A 19,741-nucleotide genomic window follows, 5' to 3' on the forward strand; every position below is an offset into this window, starting at 1 on the left:
AGGGCGCTGGCCGCGTCAGGTCGGAATGTGGTTCAGGTCGGCCCAGCCGGTCCACAGGATCTGGATGCCGATGCACAGCAGCACGAAGGCCATCAGCCGCATCATGACCAGCGTGCCGACCTCGCCCATCTTCATCAGCAGCCGGCCGCCGTTGCGGTAGACCAGATAGACCACGGCGGCGGTGAAGGCCGCGCCGATGGCGGCCACGCCCGCGCCCATCACGTAGGGCACCGGCGAGCGCGGGATCTGCGCGCCCAGCGCGATCGCCGCGGCGATGCTGCCCGGGCCGGTGGTCAGCGGGAAGGTGATCGGGAAGAAGCTGCGGCGGACGATCTCGGCCTCGGTGATGTCGCCGGGCGAGGCATGCACGACGGCGGCCTGCATCTCGTCGGTCTCGTTGCGGGTCAGCATCACCCAGGCGCTGTAGGCCACCAGCAGGCCCCCGCCGACACGCACGACCGGCAGCGAGATGCCGAACAGGTCCAGCACGTAGGTGCCCACCAGCAGCGACACCATGATCACGACCCAGCCGTTGATCGCGACCTGGCGCGCGAGCCGCTTGAGCACCTTGTCGTCGCCGCCGGCCGCGCCGATGACGATCGGGGCCACGCCCACCGGGTTGATGATCGGCAGCAGCGTCAGCGGCACCAGGAACAGCGATTGGAGGAAGGACGGCAGGGGGTCCAAGATGGGGGACTCCAGGGAAGGAATGGGGGAGGACGGCCGGCCCGGGCCGGCGGCGGCCCAGTGTGCCGCAACTCGGTCAGCGCGATGCGGCCCGCGGCATCAGGGTTACCTCGAAGCCCTGGTCCTTGAGCAGCGTCGTGAGTGCGCGCGGACCGGTCATGTGCATCGCGCCGACGGCCACCAGCAGCGACTGGCCGCGCTGGTGCAGCTCGGAGATCCGCTGGGCCAGCATCGGATTGCGGCCGTCGTTGATGCGCTGCAGCGCGGCGCGGTCGGCGGCGTCGGTCACGCAGTCGCACCAGTCGGCGTAGCGGTTCAGGCGTGCCAGGTCGCCGCGGTCGTAGACCGTCACCATCGTGTCGAGCGTGCGCAGCAGCGACTTCGGGCGTTCGAGCTGCTGCAGGTTCGAGCGCAGTTCATGCCGGGCCGCCTCCGCGTCGGCGGGCAGCAGGGCCTCGAGCTGGCCCTGCAGCGTCTCCAGCGCCAGCACCGGCAGGCCGCGGTCGCGCGCCCATTGGCTCAGCAGCATCTCCTGGCCGTAGCGCACGTCCAGTCCCAGCGTGCGGGCGCGCAGCAGCATGTAGGTGCTGGTCTGCAGCAGCGGATGCATCGCGGCGAGGGCCCGCGGCTCCAGGCAGACCGCCGTGGCCTGCGCGTCCAGGCGCTGGCGCATCGCGGCGTCCAGCGGCAGCTCGGGCATCGGGGGCATCTTCCAGGCGTCGCGGTCCAGCGGGTCGAGTTCCAGCGCGACGGCGTCGACCGTGTCCAGTGCCTGGCGCAGCCGTGGTCCGGGGGCGGCCCAGCCGGGTCTGCCGACGTGCAGGCTCGCATACAGGTAGGAGGTCCGGCCATCGCGCTTGATGGTCCACATCAGGCCCCGATCCTTGGCCTGGGCGGCCAGCCGATCGGCGGGGAGCGGCGCGGGTTCGGGCGGGCAGGTCGGCTTCGGCGGCGCGGCCAGCGCGCCGGTGCCGGCCAGCAGCGCCGCCAGCGCGAGCGAGCCGGCGGTGAGCGCGCGCGACGCGCGCCTCAGGAAGAGGGACGGGGACAGATTCAGCATGGACGGCACGATGCCATAGAACCGGCCTTGTCCGAAGCAAGCGGCGCACCCGCCGAAGCGGGTGGGGTCAGGTCTCGCCGGCCCGGAAGCCCATCGGGCGCCGCTGGCGCACTTCCGGCTTCACGCGGTGCTCGGCTTCGAGCAGCGTCAGGAACTCATCGGGCGACAGTGCTTCGCCGAGGATCTCGGCCTGCTGCCTCACTGCGGCGAAGTCGCCCAGCGTCAGTGCGTCCAGGGCGCGCAGCCGCTCCGCCTGCGCGGCGCCCGGCGGCGTGCCGAGTTCGCGTTCGAACATCGTCAGCCGCTGGTCCGGCCGCAACGCCAGGAAGCGGATCTTGAAGCTGAAGCGGCGCAGCGCGGCCTCGTCCAGGTCGTCGAAGGCGTTGGTCGTGCAGATGAAGAGGCCGGCGTGGCGCTCCATGCCGGCCAGCATCTCGTTCACCTCGCTGACCTCGTAGTGCCGCTCGGCGCTGCGGCGGCTGCGCAGGAAACTGTCCGCCTCGTCCAGGAGCAGCAGCGCCCCTCGGCGGTGGCGGTCTCGAACATGCGGGCCATGTTCTGCTCCGTCTCGCCGACGTACTTGGACATCAGGTCGCTGGCCAGCCGCACCATCAGCGGCCGTTGCAGCGCCGAGGCGATGTGCTCGGCCAGCGCGGTCTTGCCGCTGCCCGGCGGACCGTGGAAACACAGGCTCCCCATGCCGCGGCGGCGCAACGCCTCGATCAGGCGCGGCAACGCGAAGCGGCATTCGCAATGGATCAGGTCGAGCGAGTAGCGCGTCGCCGACGGCCGCGCCTGGGGCGAAGCGTCGATCAACCCGAGCGCCTTGTCGGCGTGCAGCAGTTGCCGGCTGACGAGGCGCTCGTTGGCCGCGGCCTGCTCGGCGACGTCGTCAGCGGCTTCTTCAGAAGCCAGGGCGGAGCCGTCGTCACCTCCGGCGCCTCCGGCCCCGGCCAGCCGCGCGAAGCGCACGGCGGTGCGGACCTGCGCCGGTGTCAGGCCGCGGCGCTCGGACAGCCGCTCGGCAAAGCCCTCGGGCACCGGCAGATCCTCCAGCGCCTTGCGCACCAGTCCCAGCCGTGCGCCCGGCGGCGGCGAGGTCAGTTCGAGGTGGTACTGGAAGCGGCGCCGGAAGGCCGGGTCGATGTGCTCGATGCGGTTGGTGATCCACAGCACCGGCACGGGGTTGCTCTCGAGGATCTGGTTGACCCAGGCCTTGCCGTTGACGGTCATCGTCGCGGGCATGTCCAAGGCCACGTCGAGTCGCGCCATGAGGTGCGCGGCATCGCCGCTGAGGTGCGGGAAGACGTCCTCGACCTCGTCGAACAGCAGCGCCACCTCGCGGCTCGCCTTCAGGAACACCTGGCTGATCTGCAGCGAGCGGTAGCGGTCGCGGCCACTCAGTGCGTTGCCGTCGCGATCGGCGTATTCGACCTCGTACAAGCCCAGGCCGGCCTCGCGCGCGACGACCTTCGCCAGCTCCGTCTTGCCGGTGCCCGGCGGGCCGTAGAGCAGCACGTTCACGCCAGCCTGCCCCTGTGCCACCGCCCGGCGCAGCAGCGTCGCGAGCAGGGTCACGTCCTCGGCGATGAAGTCGAAATCGGCGCGCTGCAGCGGGCTCGGCGCCACCGGACGCGTGAACACGGCCATCAGGTCCTGCGGGCCTTCGTAGGCCCGCATCAGCACCGGCGGCAACTGTTCGCTGACCTTCATCAGGTCGGAGAGGTCGGTGATGTTGTGTTCGGCGATCAGGTTCTCGATCATGCCGACCCGCTCCAGCCGGGAGCCCGCGCGCAGCGCGTCGGCCACCTCGTGCGGATCGACGCCCGCCACCTCCGCGATCGCGGCGAAAGCCTCCTGTGCGGTGTTGACCTTGAACTCGACCAGCGCCCCGCGCAGCTCACGCTGATAGCGCGCCAGCGTGCCGTAGAGCAGCAGCGCGCGCTCGGCCGCGTTCAGCTGGAGCAGGTGGCCGAGGACATCGATGTTCTGCTCGACCAGCGTGGACCGGCTCCGCAACGGGCCGTCGAGCGCGTCGCAGGTGCAGGACAGCAGCGCCAGCAGGTCCTTGGGCGCATCCTTGATGTACTCGTCGAGGTAGAAGAACAGCGTGCCTTCGGCGAAGGGACCGCGCCAGACGCCATGCCGGGCGAGGAACGCGGTGTCGCCCAGCCGTTCATGACCGGCCCACAGCGCATGGCCCTGGCAGCGTCGCGCCAGGTAGGCGCGGACCCGCGAGAGCACCTGCGGCGGCCAGACGAGATGACGCGCCGTCAGCGCGAGCAGACCGCTCAGGTCGCGGCGGGGATTGAAGCGGTTGGCGTGACGGACCGTCAGCGTCAGCACGAAGTGCGAGCACATGCGGTCCAGCACCGGGCTGTCGGACAGACCCGGCGAGTCCAGCGGAAGCTGCGCGCGCTTGCCCATGGGTCGTGCGGGAGGGGATCTCCGGAACGAGGACGGCGTCGAGGACGCGGACGTGGCCCCGGACCCGGGCGCCGCTCGCCGCGTCACCCCTCGGCGGGGCGCGGCTGCACGATCTTGGCGCAGGGAAAGAGGGAGGACAAGCCCCGGGGGAAGGACGCCTGTCTTGCGGAAGGCCTAGCGCGGGCGCTCCGCGGCGCATGGGGCCTCCCTCCGGGAACCCCAAGCGCCACTCCGGCCCCATTGACACTCGCTGACTGCCCGTCGGCCAAGGATGGGCTGCCTGCGTTTCAGGGAACGGAAGGGGCTGACGATCAATGCATGATCACGGGCTGCTGGCCCAGGTTCGCGTATTGCGAGATGAAGGCGTCGAGGTCGTCGACGTCGGGACCCTGTTCGATGAGCGCTTCGACGCCCTCCTGGAAGGTCTGGGCCAGGGCCCCCTCGATGAAGATCTCCTTGCGGGTGAACTTGTCGACGATCTCGAAGCCGTCACGCTGCAGCGAAGGCAGGTTGGTGTGGTCCACCTGGGCGGCGTGCGCGGCATCGCCAGCGGACGGAGCGACCGGAACATCGAACTGGACGACGATGTAGCTCGGTGAGTCGTAGAGCATGTGCATGAAGGACTCCTTGGTTGGAGGAGTTATGGCCTGTTGCGGCGGATTCAAGACCCGTCGCCCCCAACCCAGGCCATGACCCATGGTGGCAGAACTTGCGGAACACGCTGCACCGTGTCTCAAGCATTTGTGGTGCCAACCGCACAGGGTTTCACGGATATACGAACCGTAACGCGCACACACGGGAGGGAGGTCAAGCGGACATGTGCGCGGCTGACAGGCTCACTCCAGCAATCGGAGCGCCCACTGCTCGTCGTCGTCCAGGCTGAAGCGCAGGTCCACGGCCAGGAAGCCGCGCTGGCCGTCAAGCCAGACCGACCACTGCAGCGCGGGACGGCCGGCGCCGCGGACCAGGTCGCGCCGCAGCAGCCAGCGATCGCCATCGCGCGCGACCACTTCGAAATCCCAGTCGTCGACACCGGTCGGACCGGCCACCGGGACACGCAGGCGTTGACCGAGGTGCGGTGCGGGTTCCGCCGCCATCATTGCGGCCAGTTGCAGCCACCACGACAGCCGGTCCTGTGTGCCCGCCGACAGCGGAAAGGCGCGCGCGCCTACGAGCAGAACCGGCCGCGCGGCGTCCCGGTCGAAGATCTGCAGTTCGCGCTCGCGGCCCTGGCGCCAGACGCGGTGTCGTTCAGGCTGCAAACCTTGCGGACCGACACGACCTTCGCTGTGCCAGACCGGCAGCTCGCGATCGCCGGCGCGGCGTTCGAGGGTGATGTCGTAGCGGCCGTTCCCGATGTGGAAGTCCAGGGCCGCCTCGCCGGGTTGGCCGTCGATGACGAACGCATAGGCGAGGGCGCCGTCGCCGCGCAATGGCAATGCGAGCAGCGCGGGCACGGGGCGGGTCTCCGGTGGGCGAGTGGGCGTGATCGCGGGAGGCGGGGACGCGCGCGTCACGAGGGGCGGAGCGACCACGGGTGCGGCCGGTCCGGGCGTGGCCTTGGGGGTGGTGCGGGCCGGGCCTCGATGACCCGGGTCGCGATCGCCGGGGTGTCGACCGCCTGCGGCAGCGGGCGCTCCGACAGCGCGCCCATCACCCCCGCGTGCAGCATCAGCGCCCCGGCGACCGCCGCCGCGAGCGCGACCCGGTCCTGAGGTGAAAATGCCGCCAACGATCGCCCGACGAATGACTGTCCGCTCACCACAATGAAACTTGCCACCTACCGCGACGGATCCCGCGACGGCCAACTGGTGGTCGTGTCGCGAGACCTCAGCCAGGCATGCTATGCCAACGGCATCGCGACGCGCCTGCAACAGGTGCTCGACGACTGGAATTTCATGGCGCCCCAGCTGGAGACGCTGTCGCAGTCGCTGAACCACGGTCGCGCGCGGCACGCGTTCGCGTTCGACCCGAAGCAGTGCCTGGCGCCGCTGCCGCGCCTGGCCGGCTGGATCGCCGGGGAGGCCTACCCGGGTCAGGGTCAGGCCTTGCGCGAGCGCGGCCTCGCCTGGCCGGAGCGTCTCAGCGCGCCGCTGCTGCGCGCCGGCGGCGCCGAGGCGCTGCTCGGGCCGACCGAACTGCTCGACCTGCGCACGCCGGGACTGGAGCCGGAGCCGCAGCTGGCCGCGTTGACCGGTGATCTGGCGCAGGGCGCCGTGCCGTCGCAGGCGCTGGAATCGATCCGGCTGCTGATGCTGGTCAGCGACTGGGTGCTGCGGCCGGTGCAGCAGGAGGAACTCGCCAACGGCTGGCCGGCGCTGCACAGCCGCCCGGCGCTGCAGTTCGCGCCGGTCGCCGTCACGCCCGACGAACTGCCCGGCGCCTGGTACCTCGGCCGCGCGGCGCTGCAGCTGCAGGTCATGCGCAACGGGCGCAAGCAGGCGGTCGTCGATGCGAAGACCGGCATGAAGTGGTCGCTCGGTGACCTGCTCGCCGAGGCGGCCCTCAACCGGCCGCTGCGCGCCGGCACGCTGGTCGGCGCGGGGACGCCGGTGCTCGGCAAGCCGGTGGTGCTGGAGTCAGGCGACAGCCTGCGCATCGAGTTCAAGCTCGGCGATGGTCCCGGCCCGTTCGGCGCCATCGACATGGACCTCGCGGAGTCGGAAGATGCCGCGTCGGGCGACCTTGCATCGGACGACGCCGACGCCGGCGCCGAGGACACCCGAGCGATCGACGCCTCGAACGACACGTCCGAGGCCGTCGAGGCCCCGGCATCCGCCCCAGCCCCCGACCCCGTCGAGCCGGCCACCCCTGAAGTTCAAGAAGGAGACTCCGATGACCCTGTTTCGCCGTGACCTGATCGCGCTGCTGGGCGCGGGTTGCGCCTCGCCCTGGGCGATGGCGCTGAGCCTGAGCGAGGGCGATGCCGCCACCGGCGTGCGCGCCGCCCTCGAGCGCGGCGCCCAGGCGGCGCTCGCCAACCTGGGCCGCACCGATGGGTTCCTGGGCAATCCCCAGGTGAAGATCGAGTTGCCCGGTGCGCTGAAGGACGCTGCGCGCCTGCTGCGCACCACCGGCCAGAGCAAGCGCATCGACGAACTGATCACCTCGATGAATCGCGCCGCCGAGCAGGCGATGCCGGAGGCCCGGCAGCTGCTGGTGACCACCGTGCGCAACATCAGCGTCGAGGACGCGGTGAAGATCGTGCGCGGCGGCGACAACGCGGTGACGCAGTTCTTCGAGGAGAAGACCCGCTCGCCGCTGACGACGAAGTTCCTGCCCATCGTGACGAAGGCGACCGAGCGCCAGTCGCTGAGCGAGAAGTACAACGCGGTGGCCGGCAAGGCCTCCGGCTTCGGACTCATCCGCAAGGAGGACGCCAACCTGCAGGGCTACGTCACCGACAAGGCGCTGGACGGCCTGTATTTCATGATCGGCCAGGAGGAGAAGAAGATCCGCCAGGATCCGGTCGGCACCGGCAGCGCGATCCTGAAGAAGGTCTTCGGCGGATGAGTGCATTGCCCGGCCTCGATCGGCAGGACGGGACGAACGACGTCCCGAACGACGCACCCTGGCGGGATCGCGCGCACGATCTGGCGACCGTCGACGCGCTGCGCACCGTCTACGAGGCGCCGACCGCGCCTGCCACGCTGGACAAGGAATGCGACCACGTCCACCCGCTGTACCGGCCGTTCATCGAGGCGTCGCCGTTCGCGATTCTCGCGACGCGCGGGCCGCATGGGCTGGACACCTCGCCGCGCGGCGACGCGCCTGGCTTCGTCGAGGTGGCCGATCCCAAGACGCTGCTGCTGCCGGACCGCCGCGGCAACCACCGCATCGACAGCCTGCGCAACCTCGTCCACGACCCGTCGCTGGCCCTGCTGTTCCTGATCCCGGGCATCGGTGAATGCCTGCGCGTGAACGGCGTCGGCCGCATCAGCGCTTCGCCGGTCTTGCGGGAGCGTTTCGCGGTCGAGGGCCAGTTGCCGAAGTCGTTCCTGGTGATCGAGGTGCATTCGGTCTTCTTCCAGTGCGCTCGGGCGGTCAAGCGCTCCGGGCTCTGGCATCCGGATCGGCACGTCGAGCGCACGACGCTGCCGTCGACGGGCTCCATCCTGGCCGGCCTGAGCGCGTCGTTCGACGGCGTCGCCTATGACGCCGAGCTGGAAGATCGCCAGCGCCGCACGATGTATTGACGCGTTTCCTACAATCGGGGTCATGAACGCCCCGACCTCCGCCCGTCCCGCCGTCGCCTACACCCGCGGCGCCGCCTTGCCCGCCATCCTGGCGCAACGCATCGCCGTCCTGGACGGCGCGATGGGCACGATGATCCAGCGCTACAAGCTGACGGAAGCCGACTTCCGCGGTGAGCGCTTCGCCGATCACCCCAAGGACCTCAAGGGCAACAACGACCTGCTGGTGCTGACCAAGCCCGAGGTCATCAGCGAGATCCACCGCCAGTACCTCGACGCCGGCGCCGACATCATCGAGACCAATACCTTCGGCACGACCACCGTCGCCCAGGAGGACTACGGCCTCCAGGACTACGCCTACGAGATGAACGTCGCCGCCGCGCGCCTGGCGCGCGAGGCCTGCGAGGCGTTCAGCACGCCGGACAAGCCGCGCTTCGCGGCGGGGGCGCTCGGCCCGACGCCGCGCACCGCCTCGATCAGCCCGGACGTCAACGACCCCGGCGCCCGCAACGTCGATTTCGACACCCTGCGCCAGGCCTACTACGACCAGGCCAAGGCGATGCTGGAAGGCGGCGTCGACCTGTTCCTGATCGAGACCATCTTCGACACGCTCAACGCCAAGGCCGCGATCTTCGCGGTCGACGAGCTGATGGACGACACCGGCGAACGCCTGCCGGTGATCATCTCCGGCACGGTGACCGACGCGTCGGGCCGCATCCTGTCGGGGCAGACGGTGACGGCGTTCTGGCACTCGGTGCGGCACGCGCAGCCGATCGCGATCGGCCTGAACTGCGCGCTCGGCGCGGCGCTGATGCGGCCCTACATCGAGGAACTCTCGAAGGCGGCCGGCGACACGCCGATCTCCTGCTATCCGAATGCCGGCCTGCCCAACCCGATGAGCGACACCGGCTTCGACGAGACGCCGGACGTGACCGGCCGCCTGGTCGGGGAGTTCGCCGCGGCGGGCTTCCTGAACATCGCGGGCGGCTGCTGCGGCACGACGCCGGACCACATCCGCGCGATCGCGCAGAAGGTCTCCGCCTACCAGCCGCGCCGCTGGGGCAGCCAGCTGTTCAGCGGGCTGGTCGAGGAAACCGAAGAGGCCTGACGCACCGCACCACGGCGCTGCAAGAACTCCCTCTCCCGCTTGCGGGAGAGCAACCGTGTCAAGCGGCTTCGGCGTTTCTCCAGGGTTGGCCGGTTTTGAGGATGGCGTTGAGGATGATCAGCAGCTTGCGCATGCATGCGGTCATCGCCACCTTGAAGGGCTTGCCCGCCAGGCGCAGACGTTCGTACAACGCCTTGATGGGCCCGTTGCATCGCTTGGCCGTGAGTGCAGCCATGTACATCGCCGTGCGGATGTCCGCTCGTCCGCCCTGGATGTAGCGCTGGCCGCGCCGCTTGCCGCTGTCATCGGCAAACGGCGCCAGGCCCACCAACGCCGTCAGGCGCTTGCGGTCCAAGGTGCCCAGTTCGGGCAGGCGCCCCAGCAGCATCGTGACCGTGACTCGACCGACACCCGGCACGCTGTCCAACAGTTCGTACTTGGGCTGGTAGATCGTCGAGTCCTTCAAGCGACCGTCCAGATCCTTGTCGATCTCCTTGATCCGCTTATCCAGCCACTCGATGTGTTGCCGCACGCTCGTGCGTGCCACGTGCTTGACCGTGGACAAGCGGTTCTTCTCCTGCGCCCGCATGGTCACCAGCTGCGCTCGCCGATCCACCAGCTCGATGATCTCCTGCTGCGTCTCGCCCGGTAGCGCATACACCTGAGGACGAATGGCCTGTGCGAACCTGGCCAACACCTGAGCGTCCAGCCGGTCCGTCTTGGCAAGGACACCGGTCGCGCGGGCGAAGTCGCGCACCTTCTTGGGATTGACCACCGCCACGGCGATTCCAGCCGCGCACAGCTCACTCGCCAGCGCCGCCTCGAAGCCACCGGTGGCCTCCATCACCACCAGCGTGGGCCCCAGCTTCTTGAGCTGCGATACCAGCGCTGCTCGTCCAGACTCGTCGTTGTCCACTCGCGGCGACAACGCGCCAGACTTGTCGGCAGGCGCAGCGGGTACCTGAGCCAGGTCCAGCCACGCCTTGCAAACGTCAACACCGATGAAGATCTCTTCGCTCATGCCAGCGCCCTTCCTTGTGTTCGATACGGCCTCAATGGACCTCACAACCGTTCGGGCTGTCTGTTCATGACGAACCGAGGTCGGCCGCCACGACCCTCGCTCTCCCTCGGCATGGCGCCGAAGCGCCTACCCTGGGCTGGTCGGCCTGTGGCGGCCTGGGCGTACTTTGCTACATACAAGGGCAGGGGTGAGGGCCAGCGGCGTAGGCCCGCCACCACGCCTGAGGGACGTCAGGTTCCGTAAAGCTTCAACATCGCGTCCATGTTGATCCGCAGGCGGATCTCATGCGGCGCGAGGCTGGCCGTGATGGCCTGCGCCTGCAGGCGCGTGTCGCGCAGGACCGGCGCGGTCAGCGGCGTGCCGCTGCGCCCGAGCAGCGAGGCCACCATCGGGGCGTTGGCGCTGTGGCCGCGCTTGAGCACCATGCCTTCCTCGCCATTGGCCAGCCGCACCAGCGAACCCGGCGGATAGAGGCCGATCGCCTTGATCAGCGCGGCGCCGGCTTCGTCCGGTTGCTGGAGCTCGTCGAGGTACACCGCCCGTGCCGCCTGCGCCGCGGACAGCGGCCGGCGGCTGCGCCGCGGACTGAGCCGCGCGCCGTAGACGTCGGCGCGCCGGAGCAGTCGGGCCATCAGCTCGCCATCGGAACGGCCGGCCAGCGGTCCCGGCCCCGCGTCGTGATGCAGGCGGACAGCGGTCAGCCAGTCCTCGTCGTCGACGCCGATCAACAGCAGCGTCGCCGCCGCGCGATCGCCGTGGCCGGCGAGCTGCTCGCGCTGCGCCTCGCCGAGTGATTCCGGACGCATCGCGTGCTGGTCCTGCTGCGCGCCGCTGTCCAGGTTCATCGTCAGTGCCGCCAGGCCGAGCGTGCGGCGGCGGCCTTCGCCCCAGCCGAGCTGGCGCGTGGTCATCTCGACCAGCGCCAGCGACAGCAGCGCATGCCGCGCGCTGTACTGCAGCGGCTCCTGCCCGGCGTCGTGCACCAGCATCGCCAGCGACGCGTCCGGCTGCTGCGTCAGGCGCGCCAGCACCTTGTCGAGCAGCTCCGTCAGGCGCATCAGGAACTCCGGCCGCCGCGGATCGCGCAGCACCTGCTGCGCGTGCCACTGCAGGTCGGCCCAGATGGCGGTGTGCGCCGGTGCCGTCTGCTGCGGCACCGGCATCGGCCGGGTGGGCTTGTAGTCGGCGGTCGCGTTGGCCAGCGCCGACATCGAGGCGCCCTGCAGCATCATCGTGTCGAGCTTGTGGGCCAGGGCGCGCTGGTATTCGCGGGTCTCGTGCGCCTGCACCCAGGGGCCGCGGGCGAGCAGGTCGCGGACCTGCGGCGTGTCGGGCAGCGGATGCCCGGCGGCGAACAGCAGGTGTCCCGCCGCGTCGCGCAGCGAGAACGTCAGCACCTGTCCCACGCGCAGGCTGTTTGGAGGAAGTTGGACCAGATCCACGGTGCCTTCCCATCGACGTGTCGTCGTCTTGTCGTTGTGCCCGGGAGGATAGGGGCGCCGGAGGCGGGGCAAGGCAATACGGCACGAACAATCCAGGGCCGGATCGGTAGAATGCACGCTGTTCCCGCTCCCAGCAAGGCCGCACCCGCGCCCCTGCGGCGGCGGTGGTTTCCGAGGAGCGTTGCGACAGGTCCCGTCACCCGGGTGCCCGCCAGGCTCGGAACGGCGGTGTCGGACTCCCGGACGCCGCCTCACAACGGCGCTCACCGACCCGCGTTCCGCGGGGTTGCGGTGAGTTGCGCGGCCCCGTCTTTCGTCTCAGCTCGCGTCCCGACTCACGTCCAGCTCAGAAAAGCGCCGCCGCCATGTCCGCTTCGAATTCCTCCGCCCCGGCCTCCGCCTCCGACCTCTCCGCCGCCGCGCGCGCGACGTCCGTCGCCGTGCCGCCGATGAAGCTCTCCGGCCTGGAGCCGGTGAACATCGGCGCCGGCACGCTGTTCGTGAACATCGGCGAACGCACCAACGTCACCGGGTCCAAGGCCTTCGCGCGACTGATCCTGAACGGCGAGTTCGAGGCCGCGCTCAGCGTCGCCCGCCAGCAGGTCGAGAACGGCGCGCAGGTCATCGACATCAACATGGACGAGGCCATGCTCGACAGCAAGGCCGCGATGGTGCGCTTCCTCAACCTGATCGCCTCGGAGCCCGAGATCGCCCGCGTGCCGATCATGATCGACTCCTCCAAGTGGGAGGTGATCGAGGCCGGCCTGAAGTGCATCCAGGGCAAGGGCATCGTCAACTCGATCTCGCTGAAGGAAGGCGAGGCGGAGTTCCGCCGCCAGGCCAAGCTGATCCGCCGCTACGGCGCGGCCACGGTGGTGATGGCCTTCGACGAGACCGGCCAGGCCGACACCTACCAGCGCAAGATCGAGATCTGCACCCGCGCCTACCGGATGCTGGTCGATGAGATCGGCTTCCCGCCCGAGGACCTCATCTTCGACCCCAACATCTTCGCGATCGCCACCGGCATCGAGGAGCACAACAACTACGCCGTCGACTTCATCGAGGCGACGCGCTGGATCAAGCGCAACCTGCCCGGCGCGAAGGTCAGCGGCGGCGTGTCCAACGTGTCGTTCAGCTTCCGCGGCAACGAGCCGGTGCGCGAGGCCATCCACACGGTGTTCCTGTACCACGCGATCCAGGCGGGCATGGACATGGGCATCGTCAACGCCGGCATGGTCGGGGTGTACGACGAGATCCCCGCCGACCTGCGCGAGCGCGTCGAGGACGTGGTGCTGAACCGCCGCGAGGACTCGACCGAGCGGCTGCTCGAAGTCGCCGAGACGGTCAAGGGCGCCGCCAAGGACGACAGCGCCAAGCTGGCCTGGCGTGCGGGCGACGTCGGCGCGCGCCTGTCGCATGCGCTGATCCACGGCATCACCGATTTCATCGTCGAGGACACCGAGGAGGCCTGGCAGGGCATCCGCGCCGGCGGCGGCCGCCCGCTGCATGTGATCGAGGGTCCGCTGATGGCCGGCATGAACGTCGTCGGCGACCTGTTCGGCGCCGGCAAGATGTTCCTGCCGCAGGTGGTGAAGAGCGCGCGGGTGATGAAGTCCGCCGTCGCGCACCTGGTGCCCTACATCGAGGAAGAGAAGCGCCAGATGGCCGCCGCGGGCGCGGACGTGCGCTCCAAGGGCAAGATCGTCATCGCGACGGTGAAGGGCGACGTGCACGACATCGGCAAGAACATCGTCACGGTGGTCCTGCAGTGCAACAACTTCGAGGTCGTCAACATGGGCGTGATGGTCCCGTGCCAGGACATCCTCTCGAAGGCCAAGGTCGAGGGCGCGGACATCATCGGCCTGTCGGGCCTGATCACGCCCAGCCTGGAGGAGATGCAGTACGTCGCCGCCGAGATGCAGCGCGACGACTACTTCCGCATGAAGAAGATCCCGCTGCTGATCGGCGGGGCGACGACCAGCCGCGTGCACACGGCCGTCAAGATCTCGCCGCATTACGAAGGGCCGGTGGTCTATGTGCCGGACGCGTCGCGCTCGGTGGGCGTGTGCTCGGAACTGCTGTCCGACGAGCGCGCCACGCGCTTCATCGACGAGCTGAAGTCGGACTACGAGAAGGTCCGCGAGCTGCACGCCAACAAGAAGCAGACGCCGATGGTGACGCTGGCGCAGGCGCGAGCGAACAAGCATCGCGCCGACTTCACGAGCTACCAGCCGGCGGTGCCGCATTTCATCGGCCGGCGCCAGTTCCGCAACTACGACCTGGCCGAGCTCGCGCAGTGCATCGACTGGGGCCCGTTCTTCCAGACCTGGGACCTGGCGGGGCCGTTCCCGGCCATCCTCAAGGACGAGGTCGTCGGCACCGAGGCGCAACGCGTGTTCAGCGACGGCAAGCGCATGCTGCAGCGGCTGATCGAAGGCCGCTGGCTGACCGCCAGCGGCGTGATGGGCCTGTACCCCGCCGCGCAGGTGAACGACGACGACATCGAGATCTACAGCGACGAGTCGCGCACCGAGGTGCTGATGACCTGGCGCGGGCTGCGCATGCAGTCCGAGCGGCCGGTCGTCGACGGGGTGCGCCGGCCCAACCGCGCGCTGGCGGACTTCATCGCGCCCAAGGGCTCGGTGCCGGACTACATCGGGCTGTTCGCGGTCACCGCCGGCCTCGGCGTGGACAAGAAGGAGCAGCAGTTCATCGACGATCTGGACGACTACTCCGCGATCATGCTGAAGGCGCTGGCGGACCGCCTCGCCGAAGCCTTCGCCGAACGGCTGCACCAGCGCGTGCGGCTGGACCTCTGGGGGTATGCGGCGGACGAGACGCTCAGCAACGAGGAGCTGATCGCCGAGTCGTACCGCGGCATCCGCCCGGCGCCCGGCTACCCGGCCTGTCCGGATCACCTGGTCAAGCGGGACATGTTCCGCGTGCTCCAGGCCGAGGACATCGGCATGGCGCTCACCGAGGGCATGGCGATGACGCCGGCGGCCAGCGTGAGCGGCTTCTACCTGGCGCATCCGGAGGCGGCGTACTTCAACGTCGGCCGCATCGGGGACGACCAGGTGGCGGACTGGGCGGCGCGGATGGCGCTCGATCACCAGGACGCGCAGCGGGCGCTGGCGCCGCTGCTGGGCTGAAACGGACGCATCGACCGCAGATCCGGGCGGCGTAGGGCGACGTCGGGCGACGTGCCGGCGCAACGAAAACGGCAGGACGCGGCCTTGTCCTACAGGCCGCGTTTCACCCCTTTACAAACGGGACAGTTTTCGGCCCCCGCGACTTGTAACAGCGTGGCATTCTTCGCCCATCCCCCGTTGCTAGGGGAAAACCATAAGAGGTGAATCATGGCGTTGAATACCAATCAGAAGATCGCGGCTGGGGCCGTGGGAGCGACCGTGCTGGTCGTGGCGGCCTTCTTCGCAGGGCGTCAAGCGGCGCCGTCCATGCCCGACTCGCCGGTCGCGGCGACCGAGCAGCAGGGCAACATCGTCGACCGCAACGGCGCCAACGCCGCGGACGAATCCCGGGCGGCCCGCCGCTCCGGCGATGACGCCGTCCAGCCGCGCAACGACTCGCGTCGTGTCGCGCAGCAGCAGCCGTCGCGCGACGGCGGCTCCACCGGTTATGCGGACAACGCCGGCACGGGCGGGACGGCGCCGGCCGAAGCCCGCATCTGCGCGTCGTGCGCGACGGTGCTGTCGGTGCACACCGAGGCCCGCCAGGGTCAGGGCACCGGCATCGGCGTCGTCGGCGGCGCGGTGGTCGGCGGCCTGCTGGGCAGCGCGGTCGGTGGCGGCACCGGCAAGAAGATCGCCACGGTCGGTGGCGCGGTCGCGGGCGGCTACGCCGGCAACGAGATCGAGAAGCGCCAGCGCAGCACCACCGTGTGGGTGGTCAAGATGCGCAATGCCGACCAGAGCAACCGCACGATGACCTTCAGCCACGACCCGGGCGTGCAGAGCGGCGACGTCGTGCGCGCCAGCGAAGGTCAGCTGATCCGTCAGTAAAACGCCGCGCGGCGTCGCGCGAGCTCATCGACAACGCCGGCGATGCCGGCGTTGTCGTTTCTGGAACGGGCTCAGCCCTGCGGAGGCGAGGGTCAGTCGTTGCGCCCCGGCAGCGCCCGGCGCCACTGGATCGCTTCGGAGACATGCAGGGCCGTGATGACGTCGCTGTCCGCGAGGTCGGCGACGGTGCGCGCGATGCGCAGCACGCGGTGGAAGCTGCGCGCGGACCAGGCCAGCCGGGCTGCCGCACGATGGAGCATGGCCTCGCCCTCCGGCGACATGCCCAGATGGCCGTCGAGCTGTCCGGCGGCCAGCATCGCATTCGAGCACCCCTGGCGTCGAACGGCGCGGTCGCGCGCCGCGGCGACGCGAGCGGCGACTGCGGCGCTGGTTTCACCGTCCGCGGCGGCCGACAGGATGGCGGGGGAGAGGACCGGCACCTCCACCGTCAGGTCGATGCGGTCGAGCAGCGGACCCGACAGGCGGTTCTGATACCGCGTGACCTGGTCCGGTGAGCAGCGGCAGGCCTTGGTCGGATTGCCGAGATGTCCGCACGGGCAGGGATTCATGGCGGCGACGAGCTGGAATCGCGCCGGGAACTCCGCCTGATGCGCCGAGCGCGAGATGTGGACCCGACCGGTCTCCAGCGGCTCGCGCAGGGCCTCCAGCGACATGCGCTGGAACTCGGGCACTTAGCTTTGTGCAGCGCTAGGTTGTCAAAGCAGCCCTGGGGAAGGGGGCTAGGGGCCTGATTTCTAGACCTAGTTCTAAGCGGTCAAGCGCCACGCCCCTCGCCCGATGACCTCGGTGCTTGCGTTGCGAGCCAAGACAACAGATGTGGGCCGGAATGACGATAAGTTCTTCAGGCAAATCACATCGTTCAGGACGACGCCCGACACGTCGTCTTCGTGGACTATCGGGACAACGGAATCTGCTTGAATGCCTCGCCGAGGAATCCAAACTTCCGGATGAATAGCGCGGCAATCTTTGTGTCCGCGGTTGCGAAGAATATCTGCCTATTTGAATTTACTGCCAAATCTCGCAGATAGTCCAAGAAGGAAAGTGCGTTGAGGTCATCAATATGGGCGATTGGGTCGTCGATGAGTATGACCGGAGGAGCTGCTTCGGCTGTGCGATTCATTGCCAAGAATACAGATAGAGCGAACGCGGCGCGTTGCCCTGTGCTTACTTGTTGAAGGTTTCTCGTCTGGTTTGTCGCGACCGTTCGTAGGAGGGTCCCATCGCTGCCGACATATTCATACTCGTTTGGGGCGTGAATGCGGCTAAAAATCTCATTGATTTGAGTGCCGATGGCAAGCAGAGATTCTTTGGTCGCATGTTCAATTGAGCATTCCAGCAGCAGTGCATCCAAAGTCTCGGCAGCCGTGCGGAGGTTTTTGACTCGTGATTTGGCCGCGTTCGACTGGTTAGTTAGCCGCTCAATGCTGGAACTCAGTGCGATGATAGTCTGCGACGATGTGCTTTCAGCTTTTGCTGCCTCCAAAGTCTGAGCCAGCAGGATGGACGCCGAAACTAGACCATTGGAGATTTCCGCTAATTTTTGATGCGCGTCAATTTCGACCATGCGCAACAGGGAGGCCAGGCGATTCTGAACTGCAGTTGTCTCCTGGAGCAAGATTTGGAGTCCACCAAATCCACTATCCCTGTTCGCGCGGGTGGACCACGAATCGCTCAGTACAGCCGTCAGTTGAAGCTGTAACTCACCTTCTGCCTCGCGTTGGCGTTGAAGGGATTGAGTTTGCACTTGCTTCGACGCTGCGGCGCCGAGCAAAAGGGTCTGCTTCAGGGATTCAACGTTTGAACGGTCATAAATCTCGTCAACAGTGCCTACGAGTACAGAGGCTTTTGACAGAAGAAGGTCATGTTCGTTCGAAGACAACCCGGAGTTTGATAGCTGCGTCCAATCCTTCTCCGCTGCCTGGAGTTCATCGTCTGCTTGCGTCAGCTCAGCTTTAAGTTTGACTATCGTCCGAGGAAGTTCAGCACACTCGGCGTCGGGAGGGATGCCAAGGAACTCAGCTGCACTCGTAATGAAGTTGAAGAACTTGACCCACCCCTGAAAGTATTCGACGTCCTTGCGCGCGTTAAGCAAGCTTTCCGAAACCAAGGAAAGTTCGGCCGGCTGCTCGAGCGCAACTGTGATGTTGGCAATCAGACTGGCAAGTTCGCTGGGCTGATATTTGGCGCGACAGATGGGGCAGTCGTCCGGGGGTGTCCCGAGTTCAAAGACGCCTGCGCCGCCGTCTGTAGCTGACGGGCCGCCTCTGCACGCATGGCCGCCTGCTTGCCAAACGCCGCGGCCTGCTTTTCAAGGCTCACAACTTGAGCTTCCGCGTTTTGCAGGTTTAACCGCGCTTCGCGCAACGCGGTTTCCAGCGAGATTCCTGCGTACTCCTCGGGCACTTCTGGAGTTTCGGCAGCAGCGTATCGCCCGAGCTTGCCAAGCGCCTTATCAGCATTGACCTTCGCTGCCTGGTATCGAGCGAGCGTGGTCGCATAACCCGCGCTCAGATAAGTGAGCCATCGGTCGAGCACTCCTGCTGTCTGTTCATCGCGTAGCGCCGCGTCACCGTGCTCTTTGGAGGACTTCGCACTTTCGACGCGAGTCAGTTCCAACGGCTTGGCGGCCTCGTGAGCCTTCCGGACGACATCGAAGCGCGCCGAAAGCGCGGCCGGGCTTGTGGCGCCGACGCCGGCGGATAGGACGCCTTCAAGGTGGCCAATGCTCTCTTGCAGGCTGCCACTCTCTTCTTGTGTTGGGAGCGGGCCTGCAGGCGGTGCTGCCTTCCACTTCAGTGCAACCAGGGCGGCACGGAAGGCGTCTGCGAGGGCCTTGCTGTTTGACGGACGACCTTGGACTTCCTTGAGCTGGAGCTGGGCCTCGGTGAGCTTTGTGGTGAGGTCATCGGCGCGAAGCTCCGCGCCAGTGAGCGCAGTTGTGACCTCTGGAGCGAGCTTCGAGAGGTAGTCCGATATCCCGGACGCGTCAGAGCCAACCAGCAGTCGGCCCAGGTCGCCCGGGATGTCGAGCGCGTCTGCGCTCGAGTCAGTTGCCAGACGGAAGGCCGCATCGGTGTCGAGGAAGTTGAACCGGGTGAATGCGTCAAGAATCCGGTTTGTCCGTTGCTCGTTTCGGTTGTACCAGCTGATGCAACGTGCCCGAATGCGCGCTGCGTCAGTTGGCGAGGCGATTGGAGTCACACCGCCGACCAGCGTGCCGGAAATCTTGGGGCTGCCTGAGGTGCCGGGTCTGCGGTTGTAGCCGCAATAGAAGTGCTCAATGGCCTCAAGCAGGGAGGTCTTGCCAGTGCCGTTGGGCCCGACGATGAGCGTCACTTGGCCAAACGTGTAGGTTTGACCGTCATGCACTGGGCGGAACTTGTCGATGGAAATTCGCTCCAACCAAGTGCGTGCGAGGGGCCTATCCGCGTCAACTAAGGCCACCACCTTCTCTGCCACAGGCACGCGTGCAACGGTTCCTGAACCGATGCGCTCGACGACGTCCTTCCGAGTCGGCTTGTCGAGAAGTTCGTCTAGTCCAACGGCGCTGAGCCGCTTCTCCCACTCGGCAACGACGTTGTAGTCCTTGTCGGCGGTACCGGGCGTGAAGCGAAGGGGCCTATTGCGAAAGAGTCGACGCAGCCCGAATGCGGGTAAACACCTAGGTGAAAATCTTCCTGGGAGAACGCCGAAGACAAGACTTGGACGCAGCCAGTCCGCATTGCCCGCCGCCCGCGGCGCTCTCTTCGTACATGCCATG

At 67.9% G+C, this 19,741-nt stretch carries 16 protein-coding genes, 1 pseudogene and 1 riboswitch; of the genes and pseudogenes, 6 read left to right on the plus strand and 11 right to left on the minus strand.

Annotated features, from left to right (window positions below; all coding sequences use genetic code 11):
* Positions 1-15: 15 nt before the first annotated feature.
* The 6 genes and pseudogenes from ACQ859_RS04070 to ACQ859_RS04095 all read right to left on the minus strand — a co-directional run bounded on the left by ACQ859_RS04070 (position 16) and on the right by ACQ859_RS04095 (position 5,906).
* Positions 16-687 (minus strand): MarC family protein, encoded by a 672-nt coding sequence (locus tag ACQ859_RS04070; protein ID WP_431259666.1) that lies wholly within the window; start codon positions 685-687, stop codon positions 16-18.
* 76 nt (positions 688-763) lie between these two features.
* Entirely contained in the window at positions 764-1,747 is a 984-nt protein-coding gene (locus tag ACQ859_RS04075) for a TraB/GumN family protein (protein WP_431264707.1), read from the minus strand.
* 67 nt (positions 1,748-1,814) lie between these two features.
* Positions 1,815-4,174: pseudogene (locus tag ACQ859_RS04080) on the minus strand (ATP-binding protein).
* Between the two features lie 311 nt (positions 4,175-4,485).
* Positions 4,486-4,791 carry a BTH_I0359 family protein gene (locus tag ACQ859_RS04085; protein WP_431264708.1) on the minus strand — a complete coding sequence of 102 codons (306 nt, stop codon included), beginning with the start codon at positions 4,789-4,791 and terminating at the stop codon, positions 4,486-4,488.
* Between the two features lie 219 nt (positions 4,792-5,010).
* Positions 5,011-5,631, minus strand: a complete 621-nt coding sequence (locus tag ACQ859_RS04090) for a hypothetical protein (protein WP_431264709.1) — start codon at positions 5,629-5,631, stop codon at positions 5,011-5,013.
* A 56-nt stretch (positions 5,632-5,687) separates the two neighbouring features.
* Positions 5,688-5,906 carry a hypothetical protein gene (locus ACQ859_RS04095; RefSeq protein WP_431264710.1) on the minus strand — a complete coding sequence of 73 codons (219 nt, stop codon included), beginning with the start codon at positions 5,904-5,906 and terminating at the stop codon, positions 5,688-5,690.
* Between the two features lie 34 nt (positions 5,907-5,940).
* Between ACQ859_RS04095 and ACQ859_RS04100 the strand changes: the two genes are divergently transcribed.
* From ACQ859_RS04100 to ACQ859_RS04115, 4 genes are read left to right on the plus strand one after another with little or no spacing between them, the layout of a single operon-like run.
* Positions 5,941-7,029, plus strand: a complete 1,089-nt coding sequence (locus ACQ859_RS04100) for a fumarylacetoacetate hydrolase family protein (protein ID WP_431264711.1) — start codon at positions 5,941-5,943, stop codon at positions 7,027-7,029.
* Entirely contained in the window at positions 7,010-7,687 is a 678-nt protein-coding gene (locus tag ACQ859_RS04105) for a DUF4197 domain-containing protein (protein ID WP_431264712.1), read from the plus strand. The genes ACQ859_RS04100 and ACQ859_RS04105 overlap by 20 nt, the downstream gene beginning before the upstream one ends.
* Positions 7,684-8,370: a pyridoxamine 5'-phosphate oxidase family protein gene (locus ACQ859_RS04110; RefSeq protein WP_431264713.1), complete on the plus strand. Its 687-nt coding sequence runs from the start codon at positions 7,684-7,686 to the stop codon at positions 8,368-8,370. The genes ACQ859_RS04105 and ACQ859_RS04110 overlap by 4 nt, the downstream gene beginning before the upstream one ends.
* A gap of 22 nt (positions 8,371-8,392) precedes the next feature.
* Positions 8,393-9,475: a homocysteine S-methyltransferase family protein gene (locus ACQ859_RS04115; protein ID WP_431264714.1), complete on the plus strand. Its 1,083-nt coding sequence runs from the start codon at positions 8,393-8,395 to the stop codon at positions 9,473-9,475.
* A 58-nt stretch (positions 9,476-9,533) separates the two neighbouring features.
* Here ACQ859_RS04115 and ACQ859_RS04120 read toward each other — a convergent pair whose 3' ends face one another.
* A complete protein-coding gene (locus ACQ859_RS04120) occupies positions 9,534-10,496 on the minus strand; it encodes an IS110 family transposase (protein ID WP_431263498.1) in 963 nt (320 codons plus the stop codon).
* Between the two features lie 230 nt (positions 10,497-10,726).
* Positions 10,727-11,938 (minus strand): HD-GYP domain-containing protein, encoded by a 1,212-nt coding sequence (locus tag ACQ859_RS04125; protein WP_431264715.1) that lies wholly within the window; start codon positions 11,936-11,938, stop codon positions 10,727-10,729.
* 167 nt (positions 11,939-12,105) lie between these two features.
* Positions 12,106-12,210, plus strand: a riboswitch (S-adenosyl-L-homocysteine riboswitch).
* 177 nt (positions 12,211-12,387) lie between these two features.
* Here ACQ859_RS04125 and metH point away from each other — a divergent pair.
* Both metH and ACQ859_RS04135 read left to right on the plus strand, forming a co-directional pair.
* A complete protein-coding gene (gene metH, locus ACQ859_RS04130) occupies positions 12,388-15,090 on the plus strand; it encodes a methionine synthase (RefSeq protein WP_431266458.1) in 2,703 nt (900 codons plus the stop codon).
* A gap of 207 nt (positions 15,091-15,297) precedes the next feature.
* Positions 15,298-15,960, plus strand: a complete 663-nt coding sequence (locus ACQ859_RS04135) for a glycine zipper 2TM domain-containing protein (RefSeq protein WP_431264716.1) — start codon at positions 15,298-15,300, stop codon at positions 15,958-15,960.
* 92 nt (positions 15,961-16,052) lie between these two features.
* Here ACQ859_RS04135 and ACQ859_RS04140 read toward each other — a convergent pair whose 3' ends face one another.
* The 3 genes from ACQ859_RS04140 to ACQ859_RS04150 form a co-directional block, all read right to left on the minus strand.
* A complete protein-coding gene (locus ACQ859_RS04140) occupies positions 16,053-16,652 on the minus strand; it encodes an ATP-binding protein (RefSeq protein ID WP_431264717.1) in 600 nt (199 codons plus the stop codon).
* 221 nt (positions 16,653-16,873) lie between these two features.
* Positions 16,874-18,088: a hypothetical protein gene (locus ACQ859_RS04145; protein ID WP_431264718.1), complete on the minus strand. Its 1,215-nt coding sequence runs from the start codon at positions 18,086-18,088 to the stop codon at positions 16,874-16,876.
* Between the two features lie 44 nt (positions 18,089-18,132).
* Positions 18,133-19,740 carry an AAA family ATPase gene (locus tag ACQ859_RS04150; RefSeq protein WP_431264719.1) on the minus strand — a complete coding sequence of 536 codons (1,608 nt, stop codon included), beginning with the start codon at positions 19,738-19,740 and terminating at the stop codon, positions 18,133-18,135.
* Position 19,741 lies beyond the last annotated feature (1 nt).

This window comes from Roseateles chitinivorans (assembly GCF_050632235.1).
In the GTDB taxonomy this organism is placed as follows: domain Bacteria; phylum Pseudomonadota; class Gammaproteobacteria; order Burkholderiales; family Burkholderiaceae_C; genus Roseateles; species Roseateles chitinivorans_A.